The sequence below is a fragment of the Pseudomonas sp. NGC7 genome, from assembly GCF_047159675.1.
GTDB classification, from domain to species: domain Bacteria; phylum Pseudomonadota; class Gammaproteobacteria; order Pseudomonadales; family Pseudomonadaceae; genus Aquipseudomonas; species Aquipseudomonas kermanshahensis.
The window spans coordinates 5,125,083-5,147,353 of the sequence record NZ_BAAFZY010000001.1; the positions used below are offsets into that span (position 1 = coordinate 5,125,083).

The 22,271-nt window shown below is 62.7% G+C and carries 21 protein-coding genes; 8 read left to right on the forward strand and 13 right to left on the reverse strand.

The annotated features are described in order from the left end of the window. Positions 1-105 precede the first annotated feature (105 nt). Positions 106-684, forward strand: coding sequence for a hypothetical protein (locus ACMCNM_RS22850; RefSeq protein WP_412765471.1), 579 nt, complete (start codon positions 106-108; stop codon positions 682-684). 59 nt (positions 685-743) lie between these two features. On the opposite strand, the gene ACMCNM_RS22855 is transcribed toward ACMCNM_RS22850, so the two are convergent. The 10 genes from ACMCNM_RS22855 to ACMCNM_RS22900 all read right to left on the reverse strand — a co-directional run bounded on the left by ACMCNM_RS22855 (position 744) and on the right by ACMCNM_RS22900 (position 10,633). Beyond that, positions 744-2,084 (reverse strand): MFS transporter, encoded by a 1,341-nt coding sequence (locus ACMCNM_RS22855; protein WP_027593061.1) that lies wholly within the window; start codon positions 2,082-2,084, stop codon positions 744-746. A gap of 130 nt (positions 2,085-2,214) precedes the next feature. After that, a complete protein-coding gene (locus ACMCNM_RS22860; RefSeq protein ID WP_412765955.1) occupies positions 2,215-3,456 on the reverse strand; it encodes a glutamine synthetase family protein in 1,242 nt (413 codons plus the stop codon). A 234-nt stretch (positions 3,457-3,690) separates the two neighbouring features. Continuing rightward, positions 3,691-4,710: a UDP-N-acetylmuramate dehydrogenase gene (gene murB, locus ACMCNM_RS22865; protein ID WP_186679605.1), complete on the reverse strand. Its 1,020-nt coding sequence runs from the start codon at positions 4,708-4,710 to the stop codon at positions 3,691-3,693. Then, entirely contained in the window at positions 4,707-5,171 is a 465-nt protein-coding gene (locus ACMCNM_RS22870) for a low molecular weight protein-tyrosine-phosphatase (protein ID WP_099453300.1), read from the reverse strand. Before ACMCNM_RS22870 ends, murB begins: the two co-directional genes overlap by 4 nt. Further along, positions 5,171-5,935, reverse strand: a complete 765-nt coding sequence (kdsB, locus tag ACMCNM_RS22875) for a 3-deoxy-manno-octulosonate cytidylyltransferase (RefSeq protein ID WP_412765472.1) — start codon at positions 5,933-5,935, stop codon at positions 5,171-5,173. Before kdsB ends, ACMCNM_RS22870 begins: the two co-directional genes overlap by 1 nt. Further along, positions 5,932-6,117 (reverse strand): Trm112 family protein, encoded by a 186-nt coding sequence (locus ACMCNM_RS22880; RefSeq protein ID WP_003247142.1) that lies wholly within the window; start codon positions 6,115-6,117, stop codon positions 5,932-5,934. The genes kdsB and ACMCNM_RS22880 overlap by 4 nt, the downstream gene beginning before the upstream one ends. Before the next feature lie 43 nt (positions 6,118-6,160). Then, on the reverse strand, positions 6,161-7,171 hold the full coding sequence (lpxK, locus tag ACMCNM_RS22885; RefSeq protein ID WP_412765473.1) for a tetraacyldisaccharide 4'-kinase: 1,011 nt from the start codon (positions 7,169-7,171) through the stop codon (positions 6,161-6,163). Then, positions 7,171-7,605, reverse strand: a complete 435-nt coding sequence (locus ACMCNM_RS22890) for an ExbD/TolR family protein (protein WP_027596067.1) — start codon at positions 7,603-7,605, stop codon at positions 7,171-7,173. The genes lpxK and ACMCNM_RS22890 overlap by 1 nt, the downstream gene beginning before the upstream one ends. Then, positions 7,602-8,237: a MotA/TolQ/ExbB proton channel family protein gene (locus tag ACMCNM_RS22895; protein ID WP_003247132.1), complete on the reverse strand. Its 636-nt coding sequence runs from the start codon at positions 8,235-8,237 to the stop codon at positions 7,602-7,604. Before ACMCNM_RS22895 ends, ACMCNM_RS22890 begins: the two co-directional genes overlap by 4 nt. A 179-nt stretch (positions 8,238-8,416) precedes the next feature. Next, positions 8,417-10,633: a DNA internalization-related competence protein ComEC/Rec2 gene (locus ACMCNM_RS22900; RefSeq protein ID WP_412765474.1), complete on the reverse strand. Its 2,217-nt coding sequence runs from the start codon at positions 10,631-10,633 to the stop codon at positions 8,417-8,419. 141 nt (positions 10,634-10,774) lie between these two features. Between ACMCNM_RS22900 and ACMCNM_RS22905 the strand changes: the two genes are divergently transcribed. Continuing rightward, positions 10,775-11,401, forward strand: a complete 627-nt coding sequence (locus ACMCNM_RS22905; protein WP_157767026.1) for a DUF2062 domain-containing protein — start codon at positions 10,775-10,777, stop codon at positions 11,399-11,401. Here the strand turns inward: ACMCNM_RS22905 and ACMCNM_RS22910 are convergent. The 3 genes from ACMCNM_RS22910 to ACMCNM_RS22920 form a co-directional block, all read right to left on the reverse strand. Beyond that, complete coding sequence (locus tag ACMCNM_RS22910; protein WP_412765475.1) at positions 11,285-12,064, reverse strand: ABC transporter permease; 780 nt, start codon at positions 12,062-12,064, stop codon at positions 11,285-11,287. The genes ACMCNM_RS22905 and ACMCNM_RS22910 overlap by 117 nt on opposite strands. After that, positions 12,061-12,993 (reverse strand): ABC transporter ATP-binding protein, encoded by a 933-nt coding sequence (locus tag ACMCNM_RS22915; protein ID WP_186679589.1) that lies wholly within the window; start codon positions 12,991-12,993, stop codon positions 12,061-12,063. The genes ACMCNM_RS22910 and ACMCNM_RS22915 overlap by 4 nt, the downstream gene beginning before the upstream one ends. A 133-nt stretch (positions 12,994-13,126) precedes the next feature. Beyond that, positions 13,127-13,750 (reverse strand): glutathione S-transferase, encoded by a 624-nt coding sequence (locus tag ACMCNM_RS22920; protein WP_186679588.1) that lies wholly within the window; start codon positions 13,748-13,750, stop codon positions 13,127-13,129. Between the two features lie 283 nt (positions 13,751-14,033). On the opposite strand from ACMCNM_RS22920, the gene ACMCNM_RS22925 reads away from it, so the two are divergent. From ACMCNM_RS22925 to ACMCNM_RS22950, 6 genes are all read left to right on the forward strand, one after another. Further along, entirely contained in the window at positions 14,034-16,481 is a 2,448-nt protein-coding gene (locus ACMCNM_RS22925) for an acyl-CoA dehydrogenase (RefSeq protein WP_412765476.1), read from the forward strand. Positions 16,482-16,564: 83 nt separating this feature from the next. Next, complete coding sequence (locus ACMCNM_RS22930) at positions 16,565-16,975, forward strand: PA2817 family protein (protein WP_412765477.1); 411 nt, start codon at positions 16,565-16,567, stop codon at positions 16,973-16,975. A 183-nt stretch (positions 16,976-17,158) separates the two neighbouring features. Continuing rightward, the gene (locus ACMCNM_RS22935; RefSeq protein ID WP_412765478.1) at positions 17,159-17,701 is read left to right on the forward strand and encodes a fimbrial protein; all 543 of its coding nucleotides are present in this window, start codon (positions 17,159-17,161) and stop codon (positions 17,699-17,701) included. Positions 17,702-17,785: 84 nt separating this feature from the next. After that, positions 17,786-18,538, forward strand: coding sequence for a molecular chaperone (locus ACMCNM_RS22940; protein ID WP_412765479.1), 753 nt, complete (start codon positions 17,786-17,788; stop codon positions 18,536-18,538). A gap of 32 nt (positions 18,539-18,570) precedes the next feature. Further along, on the forward strand, positions 18,571-21,066 hold the full coding sequence (locus ACMCNM_RS22945) for a fimbria/pilus outer membrane usher protein (RefSeq protein WP_412765956.1): 2,496 nt from the start codon (positions 18,571-18,573) through the stop codon (positions 21,064-21,066). Positions 21,067-21,124: 58 nt separating this feature from the next. After that, positions 21,125-22,219, forward strand: a complete 1,095-nt coding sequence (locus tag ACMCNM_RS22950) for a fimbrial protein (RefSeq protein WP_412765480.1) — start codon at positions 21,125-21,127, stop codon at positions 22,217-22,219. Positions 22,220-22,271: the final 52 nt, after the last annotated feature.

Sequence of the window (22,271 nt, forward strand, 5' to 3'; positions counted from 1 at the left end):
CCCATCGTACTAACCAGAAGGGATTCCCAGTTACCGTTGTTTGAGCAACTGCATAGTGTGGCTTACGCCGCGCCGACTTCAGGCGCTTTCAGGAGCCGGGACACTATGATTCGTTCTACATTCACCGCCGCGCTGCATTGTCAATATGGCCAGGTCGGGGTGGTCGATACGCCTTTATGGGCCCACCCGTTTTTTTCCGCTGACCAAGACGGCTGGCTGTGCACCGATTACAAGCGAAGCGACTCCGTCAGCTTCAGGCCGATCGAATTCACCTTTACCTTCATCGAGGCAGCGAATAACCGTCTTCATTACAAGATCAACTGCACGACTGGCGTGAAGTTTCTCAGCGGGCGGCTTGAGCAGAACTCAAATGGCTGGCTGGGCTTGTATGGGTATGCGTGGGGGGATGATCTTGCCAACTGTATTTTCCCACCCAGCCTGCTGGCCCGGCTGCCTACCCTGCAGGACACGTGGAAAATGGAATTGCTCGGCGAATGGGATGGCGACCTGGAGAGCGCGGAGAATGTCGAGTTCTACCTGCGCGACGAAAAGGGCCACAGAGTCGCGCAAGTTGAATCCAGGTATTCGAGAAATAGGCCACCCCTACGTCACTGGTTCCTGCACGCGGGCAACAAAGCGGGCGACATACTGAGATTCCACCTGCACGACATCAAGGTTGAATGACTGCCGCGTGGCCCACCGATGAAGCGAGCAGCGCCCCCTTCATCGGTGCCCACACCGCATCACACCGACCTGTCGACCTCGACCTCAGGCTTGACCCCACGCTCACTCGCCGCCTGCTCTTCTTCGGTATCCTCGGCCGCCACCGGCGTCTGCATCACATCCTGCACGGTCTGCTCATCGACCCGCGGGTCGAGCGCCGCCGACAACGGCGAGCCGGCCGCCGGCATCGCCACGTGACCCAACGGAGCGTCCTGCACCTGGTGCAGCCCGGTGACCGCTTTCGGCCGAATGCGCCACACCAGCACCAGCGCGAAGAACACAAAGAAGGCATAGAGCATCTGCGCGCCCAGCACCTTCATCAAGACCCCCGCTGCCAGCGGCCCGATACAGGCACCCACACCATAGGTGACCAGCAGCATGGCCGTCAGCGAGACGCGGCGCTCGCTCTCCACATGGTCATTGGAAAACGCCACAGCCAACGGATACAGGCAAAACTGCAGCAACGAGATGACAAAGCCGATGCCGAACAGAAGCTCCAGCGGCACGCTGGGCAAGATTGCCAACGGCGCAGAGGCCAGCGCCAGCCCCACCGCAGCACTGCGGATCAGTACCGCGCGGTCGTAGCGATCGGACAACCAGCCCAATGGCCACTGCACCACCAGCCCGGCAAAGATGCAGCTACCCATGAACAGACCGATCTGCTCGGTGCTCAACCCCTGGCTGGAGGCGTACAGCGGCGCCAGGCCGTAGAACGAACCGACGATCAAGCCCGAGCCCAGTACCGTACTGAGTGACTGCGGCACGCGCTTGATGAAAAACTTCGGCTCCATCGGCGCCGGCCGCAAAGGCGCCGGGTGGATGCGCCGGGTCATTGCCACCGGCACCAGGCACAGGGCAAAGCACATGGCGACCAGCATCAGCAACTCAGGGCCGAGTTCAGGGTGCACCACCAGGATCAGCTGGCCGAGTACCAACCCGAGGTAGGAGGCGATCATGTAGCCACTGAACACCGCACCCCGGTGCTTGGCGTCGGCTTGTTCGTTGAGCCAGCTCTCGATGACCATGTACTGGCACATCATCCCCAAGCCGACCACCATCCGCAGCCCGACCCAGGCCGGTAGCCAGTTGGTCATGCCATGGCCAAGCACCGCGGCACAGACGATGCCGGCGCAGGTCGCATAGGCGCGGATGTGCCCTACCCGGCCGATCAGCCGGTGGCCCACCTTGCCGCCCACGGCCAGGCCAAAGTAGTTGGCGGCCATCAACGCACCGACCCACAAGCTGTCGACATGATCGGCTGCCAGGCGCAGCGCCAGGTAGGTACTGAGCAGGCCCGAGCCGATAAGCATCATCAAGGCAGCGAAATACAGCGACTGAAACGGCTTCCAGATGTTTCGCATACGTCCCGTCGGGCTCCCTGGTCAGGTGGCGTTGGCTTGCTGGCTAGCATAAAAGCAATTTTGCCGCGGCGCAGTCCCCTGCCGGCGAAATAGCCAACAGGGGACGCGTCCAGTAGTGGTTGTGTCGCGATCAGGCCTGTGCCGCCAGCACACGCCGCTCCCAGGGTGTGATCTCGTCGTAGAAATCGCTCAGCTCCAGGGTCTTGGTGGCGACGTAGCCTTCGATGAACTCAGCCCCGAACAGTTCCCGCGCCAGTGCACTGCGCTTGAGCCGCTCCAGTGCAGCGTGCAGTGTGCATGGCAGGCTCAGGTGCTCTGGCACAGCGAACTCACCCTGAATCGCCGGGGCCGGCTGCAGGCGTTGCTCGATGCCATGCAGCCCGGCAGCCAGGCTGGCGGCGATGGCCAGGTAAGGGTTGGCGTCGGCGCCCGGCAGGCGGTTCTCGACACGCCGGGCCACCGGCGCACTGGCCGGGATGCGCAGCCCTGCGGCGCGGTTGTCCTCGGACCAACAGGCATTGTTGGGCGAGGCGTAGGGGTGACAAAGCCGCTGATATGAATTGACGTTGGGCGCGAACAGCGCGGTGAAGTCGGCCATGCACGCCTGCTGGCCGCCGATGAAGTGGTAGAAGGTCTCGGTCGGCTGCCCCTGGTCATCGCTGAACACATTTCGGCCGCTGTCGATGTCCACCAGGCTCTGGTGGATGTACATGGAACTGCCCGGCGTATGCGCCAAGGGCTTGGCCATGCACACCACGGTCAGCCCATGCTTGAGTGCCACTTCCTTGAGCAGGTGTTTGAACAGGAACGTCTGGTCGGCTAGCAGCAGTGGGTCACCGTGCAAGAGGTTGATCTCGAACTGGCTGATGCCCATCTCGTGCATGAAGGTGTCACGCGGCAGACCAAGCGCCGCCATGCAGCGGTAGACCTCATTGAAGAACGGCCGCAGGCCATTGTTGGAGCTGACACTGAACGCCGAATGGCCCAGCTCCCGGCGGCCATCCTTGCCCAGTGGCGGCAAGAACGGCTGCTGAGGGTCGGTGTTAGGCGCGAAAACAAAGAACTCGAGCTCTGTCGCCACCACCGGCGCCAGGCCCAACGCCGCATAGCGAGCGATGACCGCCTTGAGCTGACCACGGGTGGACAACGCTGAAGACGTGCCATCCAGTTCGTTGGCATCGCAGATTGCCAAGGCCCGGCCGTCTTCGCTCCAGGGCAGGCGGTGAATGTGAGCGGGCTCGGCCACCAGCGCCAGGTCGCCATCATCACTGCCGTAGAACTTAGCCGGCGGGTAGCCACCCATGATGCATTGCAGCAGTACACCGCGGGCCATCTGCAGGCGCCGGCCTTCAAGGAAGCCCTCGGCGGTCATCACCTTGCCGCGCGGTACACCATTGAGGTCGGGGGTGACGCATTCGATTTCATCGATGCCCTGGAGGTGCTCGGCGAGGGTGCTCGGGCCTGGGGTGGTCATGACGCTTGTCCTTGTTGTTATAGGCTGGCAACAACATAGGCTGGGGGTGTTTAAAATATCAAGCACCTGATTCTGGACGGCCCACATTCTGTTGGAGCAGCGCAAGGCTGCTCCTTGTATCTACAGCACGCCTCAGTACAGGTTAGGCTCCATCTCCAGCTCAACCCCGAATCGTTCGTGGATATCTGCCTGAATCCGCCGCGCCAGGTCATGTAGCTGCGCACCGCTCGCCTGGCCATAATTGACCAGCACCAACGACTGCAACCGATGCACGCCGGCATCGCCATCGCGATAGCCCTTCCAACCCGCCTGCTCGATCAACCACCCTGCCGCCAGCTTCATCTGGCCATCGGCCTGAAGATAAGCCACGACACCCGGGAACTGCCCCCGTATACGCTCGACAAGCGCGGCAGACACCACTGGGTTCTTGAAAAAGCTCCCGGCATTGCCCAACTCGGCTGGGTCCGGCAACTTCTCGCGGCGAATGCTGCAGATGGCATCACTGATCGCCTGCGCACTCGGCTGCACTACGCCCCGCTCCACCAAGCGCTGACGCACGGGGCCATAGTCCAGGTGGGCTTGCAGTGTATGGGTCAGCATGAAGCGCACGCGCAAGATCAGCCAGCGCCCAGGGTTACGCTTGAACAGGCTGTCGCGGTAGCCAAAGGCGCATTCTTCCAGCCCAAAGTCACGCAGCTCGCCGGTCTGGCGGTCCAGCGCGGTCAAGCCGGCGAACACATTCTTGATCTCGACGCCATAGGCGCCCACGTTCTGCATGGGCGCAGCGCCCACCGTGCCCGGGATCAGGCTGAGGTTCTCCAGCCCGCAAAAACCGTGTGCCAGCGTCCACTGCACGAACGGGTGCCAGGGCTCGCCCGCCTCGGCTTCGACCACAACGTGCTCACCGTCATCGCTGAGCACGCGGCGGCCACGGCTGGCCATGTGCAGCACCAACGCGTTGACATCACCGGTCAACAGCAGATTGCTGCCACCGCCAAGGACCAGCACCGGCACGCCACGACGGTGCGCCTCGGCCAGCGCCTCACGCACCTCGTCATCGTCATGCACCTGGCTGAAATGCCGGGCCCTGACGTCAATGCCAAAGGTGTTGTAAGGCTTGAGCGAAACGTGCTCCTGCCACAGCGCTGTCATAACCGCCCCTTGATTTCCACGACCAACGCTTCACACGCTTCCTCGATCAGGTCCAGGACTTGCTCGAAACCTTCCGCGCCGCCGTAGTACGGGTCTGGCACTTCATCCAGCTTCGCGCCATAGCGGCGCAGGAACAGGTCGAGCTCGCCGGGCGCAGATTGCGGGCGCAGGGCACGCAAATGGCTCAAGTTGCTCTCGTCCATGGCCAGGATCAGGTCGTACTCGGCAAAGTGGGCCACATTGACCTGCTGGGCGCGCTGCTGCGAAAGGTCGTAGCCCCGCGCCAGGGCGGCCTTGCAGGTGCGGCTGTCGGGCGCCTTGCCGACATGCCAGTCACCGGTACCGGCGGACGCCACGTGCACCTGCTCGGCAAGCCCCGCGGCCTGCAACTGATGGCGCAGCACGCCTTCGGCGGTAGGCGAGCGACAGATGTTGCCCAGGCAAACGAACAGGACGCGCATCAAGCCTCCAGCAAGCGCCGTACGCGCTCCAGGTCTTCAGGGGTATCGACACCCACCGCGGGTGCCTCGAGGGCGTCTTCGACATGAATGCGCACGCCATGCCACAAGGCACGCAATTGCTCCAAGGCTTCGGTTTGCTCGAGCCAGCACGGCCCCCAACCGACGAAGTCCTGAAGGAAGCCCACGCGGTAGGCATACATGCCGATGTGGCGACGATAAGGCACGCCTTCCGGCAGTTGCTCGCGGTTGGCGGAGAAGGCATCACGCGCCCAGGGCAGCGGCGCACGGCTGAAGCTCAGGGCCAGGCCGTTCTTGTCGCAGACCACCTTGACCGCATTAGGGTTGAACACCACCTGTGGCTCGTGGATCGGCTCGGCCAAGGTGGCGATACCGGCTTCCGGGTGGGCCGCCAGGTTGGCCGCCACCTGGTCGATGATGACCGGCGGAATCAGCGGCTCGTCGCCCTGCACGTTGACCACGATGGCGTCGGCGGGCAGCCCGAGGTGCGCCGCCACTTCGGCCAGGCGGTCGGTACCGGATTCATGGTCGGCGCGAGTCAGCAGCACTTCGGCGCCAAATGCCTGGCAGGCCTCGACGATGCTGGCGTCATCCGTGGCGATGACCACACGGCTGGCCGCGCTCTTGCGCGCCTGTTCCCACACATGCTGGACCATCGGCTTACCGGCGATCAGCGCCAGCGGCTTGCCCGGCAGGCGCGAAGAGCGCAGGCGGGCGGGGATCACTACCGTGTAGTCCAGGCTCATTTGTCCAGGCGCTCATCGTCGGTCAAGGTACGCGCTTCGCTTTCCAGCATCACCGGGATGCCGTCGCGAATCGGGTAAGCCAGGCCCGCGCCCTTGCTGATCAGCTCGGTCTTGTCGGCGCTGAGCTTGAGCGGGCCCTTGGTGATCGGGCAGGCCAGGATATCGAGCAGTTTGGTGTCCATGGAAGCTTCCTTGAGGCCAGGTGGCCGGAAATTGAAAAGGGGCTCAGGGCGTTGGGTGCCCAGGCAGCAGGCGCTGTAACTGGCTGTCGAACCAGGCGCTGAAGGCAGGCGACGGCTGCGCCTCGACGGCCAGGTACCACCAGTCGTCAGCGGCGAAGGCACGGCATTTGACCGCATCTTTCTCGGTCATCACCAACGGCAACGGCGGCGTGAACGACAGGCGCTCGGCGCTGAACTGCGCGTGGTCGGCGAACGGGTGCGGCACCGGCTGCCAGTTTAGCCCTTGCAGGGTATTGAAGAAACGTTGCGGGTTACCGATGCCCGCCACCGCATGCAGGCGCTGGCCAGGCGGGAACAGATCGAGGCCACGTCGCTCACCGCTGCGCACGTTGACCAGTGCCGAGGGCTGCAAGCTGAAGGCAAAGCCCGCGGGTGAGTCGGCGCTGGCACCGTTGAACAGCACCGCGTCGGCTTCTTGCAGGCGCTCGGCCGGCTCGCGCAGCGGCCCCGCGGGCAGGCAGCGGCCATTGCCCAGGCCACGGGCGGCGTCGATCAGCACCAGCTCCAAGTCTCGCGCCAGGCGGTAGTGCTGCATGCCGTCATCGCACAAAACCAGGTCAAGCGGCTCACTGGCCAGCAGCGCCTGCACCGCACGCGAGCGGTCGGGGTCGATCATCAACGGTACGCCCGTGCGCTGGACGATCAACAGCGGCTCGTCACCAGCCTGGTCGGCACGCTGGTCGGCCTCAACGCGCCAAGGCAGATGAGCTGGCTTGGCGCCATAACCGCGGCTGACCACACCGACCTTGAGCCCCTGCCGGCGGCAATGCTCGATCAGCCAGAGGATCATCGGCGTCTTGCCAGTGCCACCCACGGTAATGTTGCCCACCACGATCACCGGCACCGTCGCGCGGTAGCTGGCACTTTCGCCGCTGAGAAACCGCACACGCTTGCGCGTCACCACGCGTCGGTACAGGGCTTCAAGCGGGCGCAGCAGCGCCAGGGCCGGGTGCCCGGCGTACCAGGCGGCGAGCAAACGGTCGGCGAAGGCCATCAAGGCGTCCCCTGGGCCGCCTCGACGGTGGTCATGCGCAACTGGCTGAAACCGAGCTTGCCGGCCGCATCCATCGCGGTCACCACGGCCTGGTGCGGTGTCTTGCCGTCAGCGCTGATCGCCAGCGGTAACGTGTGATCACCGCCCGACTCACGCTCGATGGCCTCGCTCAAGGTGGCCAGGTCGCTTTTGGGCAGCAGGTTGTTGTTGACCGAATACACGCCCTCGGCGCTGATGGTGACTTCCACCAGTTTGCGCTCATCGGCAGGCGGCTGCTCGGCGCTGGCGGCCTCGGGCAGTTCGACGCGCAGTTGCGTCTCGCGGGTGAAGGTGGTGGTGACCACGAAGAACAGCAACAGGACGAACACCACGTCGATCAGCGACGCCAGGTTGATGTCGACGTTTTCCCGCTGGCGGTTGCGCCGAAACTTCACGCCTTGCCTCCGGCCACTTCGACTTCACGGTCGCCCTGGATCACTTCCACCAGCTTGATCGCCTCTTGTTCCATGCCAACCACCAGCTCATCGATGCGACGCAGCAGGAAACGGTGGAAGAACACCGCCGGGATACCGACCATCAAGCCCGCTGCGGTGGTGACCAGGGCCTTGGAAATACCCCCGGCCAATACGGCAGCGTTGGCAGTCATCTGCGACCCCATGAAGGCGCTGAAAATGTCGATCATGCCCAGCACGGTGCCCAGCAGGCCCAGCAACGGGGCCATCGCGGCAATGGTGCCAAGAGTGCTGATATAGCGCTCCAGCTCGTGGATGACGCGCGATGCGGCCTCCTCGATGCACTCTTTCATGATTTCGCGGCCATGGCGCGAGTTGGCGAGGCCTGCGGCAAGGATTTCGCCCAGCGGCGAATCGGCGCGCAGGGCCTTGAGCTTGTCACTGGTGAGTTGCTTGTCCTTGATCCACATCCAGACCTGGCCCAGCAGGTGTGGCGGGGTCACGCGACTGGCGCGCAGGGTCCACAGGCGCTCGACGACGATAGCCATGGCAACGATGGAACTCAGAATGATCGGCAGCATCATCCAACCACCGGACTTGACCAATTCCCACACAGTAAACGCCCCTTCGGAAAAAGGCCGCCACTCTACCATAGGACCGCCGGGGGCTCATCTGCCGAAGGTCAGGGAATTGGCCGGACCCAGTTGCCACCTTGGGGGCAGTCCAGATACAGCACCAAACCTGAAAGGAGTGCTGCACCTGTGGGAGCGGGCTTGCCCGCGAAAGGGCCCGATCAGCCACTGCCGGCTTCACGCCAGAAGCGCCGCTGCCCCCGCACACCCTCAACGTCACCCTGCCCCCCCAGCACCAAGCGCAACGCGCCCTCCACCGCTGTATCATGAATCGCCAGCCCATGCCGCCGATAGCGCTCGAGCACCTGGGCATGCGGATGCCCAAAACCATTGTTGCGCCCCCGCGAAATCAGCACCCCACGTGGCGCCGTGGCGCGGATGAATGCCTCGGTGGACGAGCTGCGACTGCCATGGTGCGGGGACTGCAGCCAATCGATGCGGGGTGTTTCAGTGGATGCCAGCCAGGCCCGTTCGGCAGCGGCTTCCAAATCGCCAGCCAACAGCAAGCGCTCCCCTTGCGCCTCGACCAGCAGCACGCATGAGCGGTCGTTGCTGCTCTGCCCTTCAGCCCAATGCCACAGGGAAAAACGCACGCCATCCCACTCCCATTGCTCACCCGTGACACACGGCTGCAGCCCAAGGCCCTCCAGCCCCTCGCCACCGAGCACCCGCTTGACCGGGATGCCCTGCGCAATGGCCAGCGCGCCCCCGGCATGGTCGGCATGGGCGTGGCTGATCAGCATCGCATCCAAGTGGCTTACGCCCAGCTTGCGCAGGGTCGGCAGCACCACCCGCTCCCCCGCGTCGTACTCCCCTTTTGCTGGCCCCGCATCGTAGAGCAAGCTGTGATGGCGGGTACGCAGCAGCACCGCGAGCCCCTGGCCGACGTCCAACTGCCAGACTTCTACCTGCCCCAAGGGCACCGACTCGCGGGGCACCCATAACGCCAGCAGCATGAGGCCGCCCACCCCCCGCAAGGGCACGCCACGGGGTAGCAGCACCAGCAACGCACCCAGGCACACCACTAACCAAGCCCACAGCGGCAAGGCTGGCGGCACCCACGCCGGGCGCCAGCTCGCGGCCAGGGCCAAGACCCTGAACAGCACCTCCAGCAAGCCCCCAGCCAGCCACAGCAACGCTTCGCCGGCGCCCGCCACAGGCAACAGCAGCGTGCCCAGCAAAGCCAACGGCAACACAGCAAGGCTGACCCACGGCACCGCCAGCAAGTTGGCCAGGGGCGCACTCAGGCTCACTGGCAAGCCAGTGGCCAGCAGCACCGGCAGCAAGCCGATGGCGATCACCCACTGCGCACGCGTCCAGGCCTGCCAGGGCCGCCAGCCGCCCAAGCGGGCACTGAAGCAGTAGATCAAGGTCGCCACAGCGGCAAACGACAGCCAGAACCCCGGCAACAGCGCCGCCAAGGGTTCGAACAACAGCACCGCGACCAGCGCCAGCAGCAATGGCAGCATTGCGCCAAGGTGACGAAAGCGCAGACGCCAAAGCAACACTACCGCCAGCATCAGGCAGGCCCGCTGCACCGGCACACCGCCACCGGCAAGCCAGCCGTAGGCCAGCGCAGCGGCCATCGCCAGGCCGCAGGCCGAGGGCAGCCAGGGCAGCCGCGCGGGCCACAGGCCCCAGCGTGCCAACCCGGCAACCAGGCCATAGAGCAAACCCGCCACCAGGCCGATGTGCTGCCCGGAAATCACCAGCAGGTGCACCGTGCCTGTGGCCTGCAGCGTCTGCCAGTCCTCGCGGGCCAGGCCCGCACCGTCGCCCAGCACCAAGGCCACCAACGCCGCTTGCCGCCCATTGGCCTCGACCGCCAACAACCGTTGCCGCAGTTGGTCTCGCCAGCTGCCCGCGACAGCGCTCAATACCTGCCCAGCCTTGACCGTGCCGGTAGCCCCGACCCGCCGAGCCAGCAACTGCGCCTCTCGATCAGGCCCATGGGGGTTGAGCAGCCCGGCAGGCCGCTGCAGGGTCACTGCCAACCGCCACTGTTCGCCCGCACGCACAGCCGGCCCGTTGAACCAGCTCAGTTGCAAGCGCCGCGGCAGTTCGCCACGCCGTGAGTGGGGCTGCTCCAGTTCGAAGCGCACGCCATGCGCGGTAAGGCTCGGCAGCCCGACAACCTTGCCCTCCAGCCACAACGTGCGGCCATCCAGTTCAGGCGCGAGTCGATCATCCAGCGCTCGCTGGGCCGACCCGCACGCCCAGCACAAGCCCAACAGAAAACAGCCCACTGGCCAAAACCGCGTGAACAGGCTGGCAACACCACCGACAAACAGCAGAAGTAGCCATCCGACCGATGGCAATATGGGGAGAAAGCCCAGGCAGAGCAGCCCGAGCGCGAGCGCAAACATCCCTGTGCGCATGAGGTAGAGCTCCGCTGCGAAATGACCTTCTCAGGCATAGCGCAAATGCCGGCAAAGCTTGCTCAACAATTGTCACAAACTCTAAACGAGGCCGTTAAGGAATCAAGGCATACTGCCCCGATCAACGCCCCGGGAGCCTACATGCCGCGCCGACTTTTCAAACGCTACATGCCGGATCCGACCAGCATTCGGGAACACAAGTCCTTACGCTTTTTCGGCACGTTGCTGCACGACCCGAACCTCTGGCACCTGAACCGGCACTCGGTGGCCCGGGCCATGGGCGTGGGCCTGTTTGCGGCGCTGATCCCCATCCCCATGCAGATGCTGCTGGCCGCTGCGCTGGCGATCCCGGTGCGCGGCAACCTGCCGATCGCGGTCAGCCTGGTGTGGCTGACCAACCCGCTGACCATGCCACCGGTGTTCTTCGTCACCTACATGACCGGCGCCTGGCTGCTGCAGATACCGCCGCGCACCCTGCCCGACGACCTGACCTTCGAATGGATCACCGACCAGCTGTCGACCCTGTGGCAACCCTTCCTGCTCGGCTCGGTGGTGTGTGGCGTGGTGCTGGGCATCCTCGCCTACTTCACCACCTTGCTGTACTGGCGTTGGTGGGTGGGCCGGCAGTGGCGCCGGCGCAAACTCAAAGGCTCAGGCGCGCATGCCGCGGCCGCTGACCAGCAGGCGGATGCACAGGGTGTACAGCACTGCGGTAGCCACCAACATAAAGGTGATCGCCGTCCCGATACTGATATCCGACACCCCTAGGATGCCGTAGCGGAACGAGTTGACCATGTGCAGCACCGGGTTGGCCAGTGACACGGTCTGCCAGAACGGCGGCAGCAGGTTGATCGAGTAGAACACCCCGCCCAGGTAGGTCAGCGGCGTCAGCACGAAGGTAGGGATGATCGAGATATCGTCGAAGTTGCGCGCGAACACCGCGTTGACGAAGCCCAGTAACGAGAAAATGGTGGCCGTCAGCAGTACCACGACCACGGTCACACCCAGGTGATGCACCTGCAGGTCGGTGAAGAACATCGACAGGATGGTGACGATCACCCCGACCGCCAAACCCCGCAGCACGCCACCCAACACATACCCCACGAGAATGGTGTGTGGCGACACCGGGGACACCATCAGCTCCTCGATGGAGCGCTGGAACTTGCTGCCGAAGAAGCTCGACACCACGTTACCGTAGGAGTTGGTGATCACCGACATCATGATCAGCCCCGGCATGATGTACTGCATGTAGGTGAAGCCGCCCATGTCGCCGATCTGCCGGCCGATCAGGTTACCGAAGATGACAAAGTACAAAACCATGGTGATCGCTGGCGGCAGCAGGGTCTGCGGCCAGATACGCAGGAAGCGCCGCACTTCGCGGTAGACGATGGTGTTCAGGGCGACCCAGTTGGTGCGCAGTTCCACACTCATACGGCCACCTTCGACAGGTTTTTTTCCACCAGGGACACGAACAGCTCCTCAAGTCGATTGGTCTTGTTGCGCAGGCTTTGCACCTCGATGTTCTGCAGCGCCAGCTGGCCGAACAGCGCGGTGATGCCGATGTCTTTGTCCACCTGCACTTCCAGGGTATGCGGGGTGATCAGGCGGCACGGGTAACCCTGCAACGCAGGGGCTGACGGCAGGTCCTGCTTGAGGTCGAGGACAAAAGTCTCGACATGCAGCTTGCCCAGCAGCTGGCGCATGCTGGTGTTCTCGACGATGGTGCCGTGGTCGATGATGCCGATGTTACGGCACAGCTGCTCGGCCTCTTCCAGGTAGTGGGTGGTGAGGATGATGGTGATGCCCTTCTGGTTGAGCTCGGTGAGGAAGCTCCACATCGAGCGACGCAGCTCGATGTCCACGCCGGCAGTCGGCTCGTCGAGGATCAACAGGCGCGGCTCGTGGATCAGTGCCCGGGCGATCATCAGGCGGCGCTTCATGCCGCCGGACAGCGAGCGCGACTGCACATCACGCTTGTCCCACAGGCCCAGCTGGGTCAGGTACTGCTCGGCGCGCTCCTTGGCGAGCTTTGGCGGGATGCCGTAGTAGCCTGCCTGGGTGACGACGATGTCGAAGACCTTCTCGAACTGGTTGAAGTTGAACTCTTGCGGCACCACGCCCAGGCAGCGCTTGAGCGCCGAAGGCTCGCGGTCCAGGTCGTGGCCGAATACGTTCACCGTGCCGCTGGTCTTGTTGACCAGGGTCGAAAGAATACCGATGGTGGTGGATTTGCCGGCGCCGTTGGGGCCGAGCAAGGCGAAGAAGTCGCCTTCGGCAACGTCCAGGTCGATGCCCTTGAGGGCCTGGAAGCCATTACCGTAGGTCTTGGTCAGCTGTCGAATGGACAGGGCGGAACTCATAGCGGGCCATTTACCGAGAAAAAAGGTTCTGGACACGCCAGGCAAAGTCACTGGCGCAGTGAGTGCGGCCATGGTGCAAGGCCCGGCCACACAAGTACAGTCACATGTATTGATAATGACTATCGAAGCAGGTTCAGGTCAGCGCGGTCATCACCGCCGCTTGGTAGGCCGGGCGCTGCTTCAGGCGCGCGTACCAGGCCTCCAGGTGATACATGGCCGGGCGTTCGATGGGCATTTCGAACCAGGCGTAGATGAAGCTACCCAGTGGGATGTCGCCCATGCCGATCTGGTCACCGGACAGGTAAGGCTGCTGGGCCAGGGTTTCGTCGGCGATGGCCAGCAATTGCGCGCACTGTTTGTGCGCGGCGTTGATCGCGACCCAGTCGCGTTGGTCTTCCGGCGTGCGCAGCAGGCCCCAGAACAGCGGGCGGAAGGGGGTGGCGAAGGACGAGGTGGTCCAGTCCATCCACTTGTCGGCCAAGGCGCGCTGGCGCGGGTCTTCCAGGTACCAGCCCTGCTCGGCGCCGTACTCGGCGCACAGGTAGCGGACGATGGTGTTGGACTCCCACAGCGTCAGGTCGCCGTCTTCGAGCATCGGCACCAGGCCGTTGGGGTTGCGGGCGCGGTAATGCGGCTCGTTGACCACGCCGAAGGCGCCGCCGGCGTCGATAGATTCGAAATCAAGGCCCAGCTCGTGGGCGACCCACAGCGCCTTGCGCACATTGCTCGAATTCTTGCGGCCCCAGATCTTCAGCATGGCAACGTCCTTATGAATGCGGAGGTGGTCCAGTCTACTCCAGAGTCTTATTGCCTGTACTGGCCTCTTCGCGGGCAAGCCCGCTTTCACAGGAAGCACCCCAACCTTCAAGCCACGGGTAACCCTGTGGAAGCGGGCTTGCCCGCGAAAGGGCCGGCACAGGCGAACAATGATCTGAAACTCCCACCGCCACACCCTGTCACTGTTCTGAACAGGCCGTTCACAGCGTTGCGTCTAAGCTGTCTGGGACGGCTCAAGCCCTTGGTTCCAAGGAGGACCGATTATGTTGCTGTTGTGGTTGGTGGTACTGGTGATCGGCGCGGCATACCTCACGCACCGGCGCCTGGCGCCCTTGCAGATACTGGGCATCATGGCGGCCTACGTGCTGCTGATGGGTATTTTCAGCAGCGCACCCGGCTGGCTGCTGGCCCTGCTGTGGGTCGTGCTGGCCGTGAAAATCGCCTTTGTGGCCCTGCCGCAATGGCGGCGCAAGGTGTTCACCGGCCCGGTGTTCAAGTGGTTCCAGCGTACCCTGCCGCCCATGTCGCAGACCGAGCGCGAAGCCATCGACGCCGGCACCGTCTGGTGGGACGGCGAACTGTTCAGCGGCCGCCCCGACTGGCGCACCTTGCTGGCCTACCCGGCACCGAAACTGACTGAAGAAGAACAGGCCTTCATAGATGGCCCCACTGAAGAACTGTGCGCCATGGTCAGCGACTGGCAGATCGGCCAGGACATGGACCTACCCCCTGAGGCCTGGGCGCACATCAAAGCGCAGGGCTTCTTCGCCCTGATCATCCCCAAGGAATACGGCGGCATGGGCTTCTCGGCCTACGCCCACTCGCAGGTTGCAATGAAGCTGGCCACCCGCAGCGGCGACCTGGCCTCGACGGTGATGGTGCCCAACTCGCTCGGCCCGGCCGAACTGCTGCTGCACTACGGCACCGATGAACAACGCAGCCACTACCTGCCGCGCCTGGCACGCGGCGACGAGATCCCCTGCTTCGCCCTGACCGGCCCACTGGCGGGCTCGGATGCCGGCGCCATGCCGGATACCGGCATTATCTGCAAAGGCCAATGGCAAGGCGAAGAAGTCATCGGGCTGCGCCTGAACTGGGAAAAACGCTACATCACCCTCGGCCCGGTCGCCACCCTGCTCGGCCTGGCGTTCAAGGCCTACGACCCGGAGCACTTGCTGGGCGACGATGAGGACTTGGGTATCAGCCTGGCGTTGATTCCCACCGACACCCCGGGCGTGGAGATCGGCAAGCGCCACCTGCCGCTCGGCGCCGCCTTCATGAACGGCCCCAACAGTGGCAAGGACGTGTTCGTCCCGCTGGACATGCTGATCGGCGGCCAGGCCATGCTCGGCAAGGGCTGGATGATGCTGATGAACTGCCTGTCGGTGGGCCGCTCCATCTCGCTGCCAGCAGTGGGCACCGGTGCCGCCAAGTACACCAGCCTGGTGACGGGCCAGTACGCCAATATCCGCGAGCAATTCAACGTACCGCTGGCAGCCTTCGAAGGCATCCAGGAGTCCTTGGCGCGCATTGGCGGCAATGCCTGGCTGATGGACAGCGCCCGATTGCTGACCGCCAAAGCGGTGGATCTGGGTGAAAAGCCTTCGGTGCTGTCGGCGATCCTCAAATATCACCTGACCGAGCGCGGCCGCGAATGCATCCAACACGCCATGGACGTGCACGGCGGCAAGGGCATCATCATGGGCCCGAACAACTACCTGGGGCGTAATTGGCAGGGCGCGCCGATCTTCATCACCGTCGAGGGGGCCAACATCCTCTCGCGCAACCTGATGATCTTTGGTCAGGGCGCGATCCGCTGCCACCCGTTCGTGCTCAAGGAAATGGCACTGGCCGCCCGCGAAGACCGTGAGCAGGCGCTGGTCGAGTTCGATGAGTTGCTAATGAAGCACATCATGTTCGCTGCCGGTAACGCGGCCAGTACCCTGGTCTACGGCCTCGGGCTGGGTCGCCTGGAACACGTGCCAGGGGATGCTTTGAGCCAGGGCTACTTCCGCGCCCTCAATCGCCAGGCGGCGGCGTTCGCGATGATGGCCGACCTGTCGATGCTGTTGCTGGGCGGGGCGCTCAAGCGCCGCGAACGCCTCAGTGCCCGCCTCGGTGATGTGTTGAGCTACCTGTACCTCGCCAGCGCCGCGCTCAAGCGTTATCACGATCAAGGCTCGCCCGAGCACCTGCAGCCCTTGTTGCGCTGGGCCATGGAAGAAAGCCTGGGCCAAGCGGAGCGCGCACTGGACCGCCTGCTCGACAACTTTCCCAACCGCTTCGTCGGCTGTGCGCTGCGCGTGCTGGTGTTCCCCTTCGGCCGTCGTCATACCGGCCCCAGTGATGAACTGGACGCCGAAGTGGCGGAACTGATTGGCCGGCGCAGGGGTGACCCGGCACTGGAAGAACTGCTGGCCGGCTGCTACCGCCCGCAGGCAGAAGACGACCCGGTCGCAGCGCTGCAGCGTGCGAGCGACTTGCTGGATGACGCCGCACCTTTGCACAAGGCACTGCATCAGGCCCTGAAGGAAGGCAAGGTAAAACCTGCCGCAGGGCAATCGGCTATCGATGCTGCTGTCGAGGCTGGCGCACTGCAGCCTGCTGAGGCACAGCGCCTTCATGCCGCCGAACAGGCTCGCCGCGCAGTGATCGATGTCGATGCTTTCGATAAGGAGCAGCTGGGGCCTACACCCGGCAAGGTACGTTGAGCGGCCACGCAAAAGGGACCGCACAGCGGTCCCTGCCAGCGTATACTCCGGCCCCGTTTTTCAGACACACCGAGGACCCCTTCATGGCCAACCCGCACCTGGAGTATCACCTGCAACTGCTGCAACACCTGCGCACCATCCTGGCTGCCCTCGGTGAAGCCGAGCAGGTGCCGGAAGAAAGCCACGCCCTATTTCTCGAGCGTTTCGACGAACTGCTCACCCTGCTGCCCCAGAACCCGCTGGAAAGCCAGTACCTCGGCCAGGACCTGCTCTGCCAAGTGATCCAGCGTTATCCGCAAATTGCTCACCTCGTGCCGCGCGATTTGTTGTGGTTCTTTGGTGGTGATTGCCTGCACTTCATGCCCGATGAAGAACTCGACCTCTATCAGCAACTGGAAGAGCGCCGCCATGAAGCTGAGCAAGAGGGTGAGCCATTCGACTGGCACTTGGAAAAGCAACTACTGAGTCAAACTGACAAAGGCAGTACGCACTAAGCTGAAACTCCCTCTCCAGCGCCTTGCTTTGCATCAAGGCGCTCCGTTAAAAATCCCACAATCAATTAGCTTATTCCTACATCCTGCAAAACTCATGGCCGTTAGTATTTGCATCGAGGCGTTACAGGCAGCCGTCGTGCAACTTCCTCACCTTCACTAACCCCTTCAACCATGAGCCACAGTATGAAACGCAAACTAATCGCACTCCCCCTAGGCCTCTTTGCCAGCTTGATGGGCAGCTCCGCCTTCGCCAGTTCCGTTTTCTTCGAAGGCAGCATCACTTCTGAAACATGCCCGATCGAAATTGTTAACCCAGGCGATGGTAGCGTGGACAATCGGGTTGCAATGGGTGACGTCCCGATGGGCAGCTTCGGTGGCGTCGCCGGTACCGAAGTACGTGGTGCCACTTTTGCCGTCCGCGTACCGGATAAAGGTAGCTGCGGCGTTACCCAAACCAATGCGAATGTCACCTTCAACGGTGACGCGGACGGCAGCGGAAACTACTTCAAGGTCAACCCTGTGAGCGGCGCCGCCACGGGTGTCTCGATCGTGATCCGCGACAGCAGCAATGCATCGATCGCGCCTGGCGGAACGTCGGTTGACTATGCACTCAACCCAACTGGGCCCACCGACCTGAGGTTTAATGCCTACTACCGCTCCACCGCCGCTACGGTAACCGCAGGCCTAGCATCGGCTCACGTCCGCTATTCGGTTGCTTATAAGTAAGCAACGCGTGTCACCCGGTGCCTTGCGCACCTTGCTAAACCATCCAGGCGTTGATGATACGCCTGGGTGCAATGGGTAACCGTTATGATCAATCCACTCAGATTCACGGCTGGCTTACGTTTTGCCGCTTGTATTTCCCTGGCCATAAGCATGCTCGCCGCCCCTGCCATCAGCCAGGCCGCTTTGACATTGAATAATACCCGCATTGTTTTCAATGGCGAAAAGCGTAGCACATCCGTCATCGTTAAAAACCCGTCCAAGAGTACGTACGCGGTACAAACCTGGATCAATACCGTCGCGGATGACACCACCACGGCTGTTCCATTCGCCATCTCTCCCATCTTATTCAAACTCAACGCGGCCAACGAACAACTTATTCAAATAAGTGGTTTACCCCACACATTACCGAATGACCGCGAGTCACTGTTCTTTTTCAATATGCAAGAAATCCCCCAAGCCAGCACCGAGCCTGGCAACCAACTCAATATCGCCCTGCGCACGCGAATCAAACTGTTCTATCGGCCGCCAGCGCTGAAGGGCACGCCCACGGGCCAGTTGAAGTCTCTGGTGTTCTCGCTGAGCGAGAAAAATGGCACCCCCTCGTTGCTGGTTCGCAATCCATCGCCGTTTCACATCACCTTCGTTCGACTCGAGGTCAGCGGCCAGGGGCAGCAGCACACCTTGAACAACACCGACATGCTGGAACCTTTCGCCGAGCATGCCTACCCGCTTACGGGAATCAAGCCAGCTCCAGACTTGCAGGCACAGTTTTCCGTCATCAATGACTATGGCGGTTACACCGAGCCTCTGACGTTGCCGATCCACCTGCCTAACTAGAGCCACCACGCAAGTCGCAAGGAATCGTCATGATGTTCCTCCCCTTATCACGCTGGCGTGCGTCACGCCATCAGCGCGGCGTATTGCTGTGCCTGCTAGGTAGCTCGGCATTGATACTGGTGCCCACTGTTAAAGCGGAGACCGGCTTCCAGAGCGGCTTTCTCCGCCAGGTGCCGGGCCAGTCCGAAGACGTAGGCGCCTGGTCGTTGGGCATGTTGACCAGCGACCAGGACCTTGCACCAGGCCTCTACCGGGTGAGCGTGCACGTCAACCTTGAACCACAGGGCGAGCACGAACTGGATTTCCAGCCTACCGCCGAGGGTGAGCTGCAACCTTGCCTGCCCGCCAAGTTGCTGGGTGAATGGGGTTTGCGACTTGATGCACTGGCCAACATCGAGGATCAGCATCGCGCCTGCCTCAATCTGAAGGCTGTTGTCCCCGGCGCGCATATCGACTTCAGGGCCAGCGAATTACGGGTGGCCATTTCGATTCCGCAAATCGCCATGCGCCGAGACGCCAGCGGCCAGGTCGACCCTGCGCACTGGGACAGCGGTATCAACGCTGCCTTCGTCAGCTATCAAGCCTCCACCCTGCAAGGCCGCAGCCGTTATACGGGCAATTACAGCAGTGACGACCTTCACTTGAACAGCGGCGTCAACCTTGGCGAATGGCGCTTGCGCAGCACTCAGTCCTGGCGTCAGGACCAACGGGGTAACCGTGAATGGACCAGGGCCCAGACTTACGCGCAACGAGATATCCCCGGGACCCGCGCCAACCTAACAGTCGGGGAAACATTCACCGACAGCGATATATTCCGTGGCATTCCCATCTCGGGCATACGCGTGGCATCGGACATGAGCATGCTCGGCGACAATCAACGGGGCTATGCCCCTGTCATCCGTGGTGTCGCGCAGAGCCGAGCGAAGCTTGAGGTCTGGCAGAACGGCTATTCAATTTACTCCACGTATGTCAGCGCTGGTCCTTACGCCATTGACGACCTCAGTACTTCGGGCAGCGGCGAACTGGAAATTGTTCTGACCGAGTCAGACGGCCAGGTCCGGCGCTTCATTCAGCCCTTTTCGACCATCAGCAACCTGCTGAGGCCGGGTGTTTGGCGTTACAGTGCGACGGTTGGGCGCTATAACCCTTCCAGTGATGTAGACACCCCCTTGCTCTGGCAAGGCACCATGGCCATGGGCAGCCACTGGAACACGACGCTCTACGGCGGGTTGATGGCCAGCGACTACTACCGGGCGGGCAGCCTGGGCATCAGTAAGGACCTGGGTAGCCTGGGTGCCTTGGCTTTCGATTTGACGCAGTCGTTCAGCGACGTAGACACCCTACATGAGCGTGACGTACAGGGTACGAGTTATGCCCTGAAATACGGTAAAGCCTTCACCAGCCAGACCAATCTGCGATTTGCCGGCTACCGTTATTCGACTGAGGGTTACCGCGACTTCGATGAAGCCGTGCGCCAGCGCAGCCAGGCATCAGGGTATACCGGCAGTAGCCGCAGCCGCCTGGAGGCATCGGTCCACCAGAGCATGGGCAAGAACAGCTCGCTCACCCTTACCCTGTCTCAGCAGGATTACTGGCAGCGCAGCGATACCCAGCGCCAATACCAGTTCAACTTCAGCACGCATCACCGCGGCGTAAACTACAACCTGTTTGCCTCTCAGTCGTTGACCGACCGATATGGCAGCGATCGTCAATTCGGCTTGAGCATATCGTTGCCGTTGCAGTTCGGTCACCGCGCCAATGCCACCTTCGATATGCAACACAATGCCCGGGGCCTTAGCCAACGCGCCTCCCTCGGTGGCGGCATCGCCGAGCGAGCGCTGAGCTACAGCGCCAGCCTGAGCGAGGACGAAAGCAATCGCCGGACTGCGGCACTGTCGCTTGGCTATCAGGCCCCCTATGCAACGTTGGCGGGTGGTTTTACCGAAGCTGAGGACTATCGCAATCTGTCGTTGAATGCCAGTGGGGCCGTGCTGCTGCACGCCGACGGCGTTGAGTTCGGCCCTTACCTGGGAGATACCGCGGCCCTGATCGAAGTGCCGGGTGTGGCCGATGTGGGCCTGCACAACGTACCCGGCACGCGCACCAACGCGCGTGGGTATGCGCTGCTGCCTTACCTGCAACCCTACAGGACCAACGCGGTTGTACTGGATATCGACCGGCTGGGGCCTGACGTGGAGATCGAAAACGGCGCAGCACAGGTGGTCCCCCGCCGAGGCGCGATCGTGAAAAGCCGCTTCGAAGCACGCCATCTCTCGCGGATGGTCCTGACCCTGCACGACGCCAGTGGCCAGCCACTGCCTTTCGGGGCCCAGGTAAAAGACCAGCAAGGCGAACTGCTCGGCATGGTAGGCCAAGCCGGCCAAGTAATGCTCACGCATCAGGCCTCCGATCGCCCGTTGCAGGTGAGCTGGGGTGACCGGCCGGACAACAGCTGCCAGCTGGCCATCGACTCAGACGCCACGCCGCCCGTTGACGGCTATCGCCTGCAAACCCTGCCCTGTATTTAGCGACCAAGCTCGCAGTGCGGCCCTCGCATTCTGCCGCGCTGGGAGCTCCAGGACATCTATGAAAAACATCAAAACAACCTTGCGCCTGGCATTGCTGGCCGCAATGACATGGCCGGCGGCCGAGGCCATGGCCAGCGCGGACACCCGCTGCGAATTCGGGCCGCTCAAGAGCAACTTGCTCAAGGTATTCGTCCGCGACATGGGTACGTTGTACGTGCCACGGGACGCGCGGGTCGGCACGCTAATCGGCCCCGCTAACTCCTACGAGCAAACAGTCGACCAGAATAATTGGAGCTTGAGGTGTTTCAGCTACGGTGTGCGAATGAACTTCGACATGAAAGCAGCCCGCGGCGTCCACCCTCCAATGGCTCCCATTGATGGCCAAAATATGGACGGTCACGTTCTCAGGACCAACATTCCTGGTTTAGGTGCAATCGTAAAGGTACGGCGCCCCTTTAATGGAGGCACCGATCAGTGGATCCCGATTGGCAGCAACCCACCGCTGGTCCCTTTCGCGGCCTATTACGACACTACGCTGCTAGGTGGCGCTGCGCTGCTCAGATTTGCTCATGAGGTGACCTTGGTGAAGACCGGCGACTTGGCCCCTGGCGTCCACCAGCTGGATGGCCAACTGATTACCGGCCACCTCGACTTCCAAGGTATGGGCCAGGTAATGGAGTACACCCTCAGGGCAACGATCATTCAGAGCCAGTGCGAGGTCCTCAGCGACGCGGTCAGCGCCAACCCGGTGAAGCTCGGTGAATGGAGCACCAGCGACTTCACCGGCCCCGGTTTCACCACCACCGCTACGCCGTTCCAGATCCGCCTGAGCAGTTGCCAGGTCGACCCCGACCCGGACAACGAAACGCTTGCGACCATCGAACTTGAGGGGCGAGATGGCTCACAACCCATTGGGCCTGTGGGTGAGCATGTGTTCAGCCTGACCAGCGATTCCGATGCGCGAGGCATGGGAATCCAAATGTTGCACAACGGCCAGCCAATGCCATTGAATACCGAAATTGGGCTGAGGTCGGTGCAAGATGGCACCGTACCCTTGAACTTCGAGGCGCGCTTCTACCAAACAGAACCAAACAGCAACCTGCGCGCTGGCTTGGCCAAGGGTGCATTGAACTTCACCATCCGCTACCGCTAGCGAGCCAAAAAAGGCCGGCCCGTTGGCCGGCCTGGTTCCACTTGGCTACCCG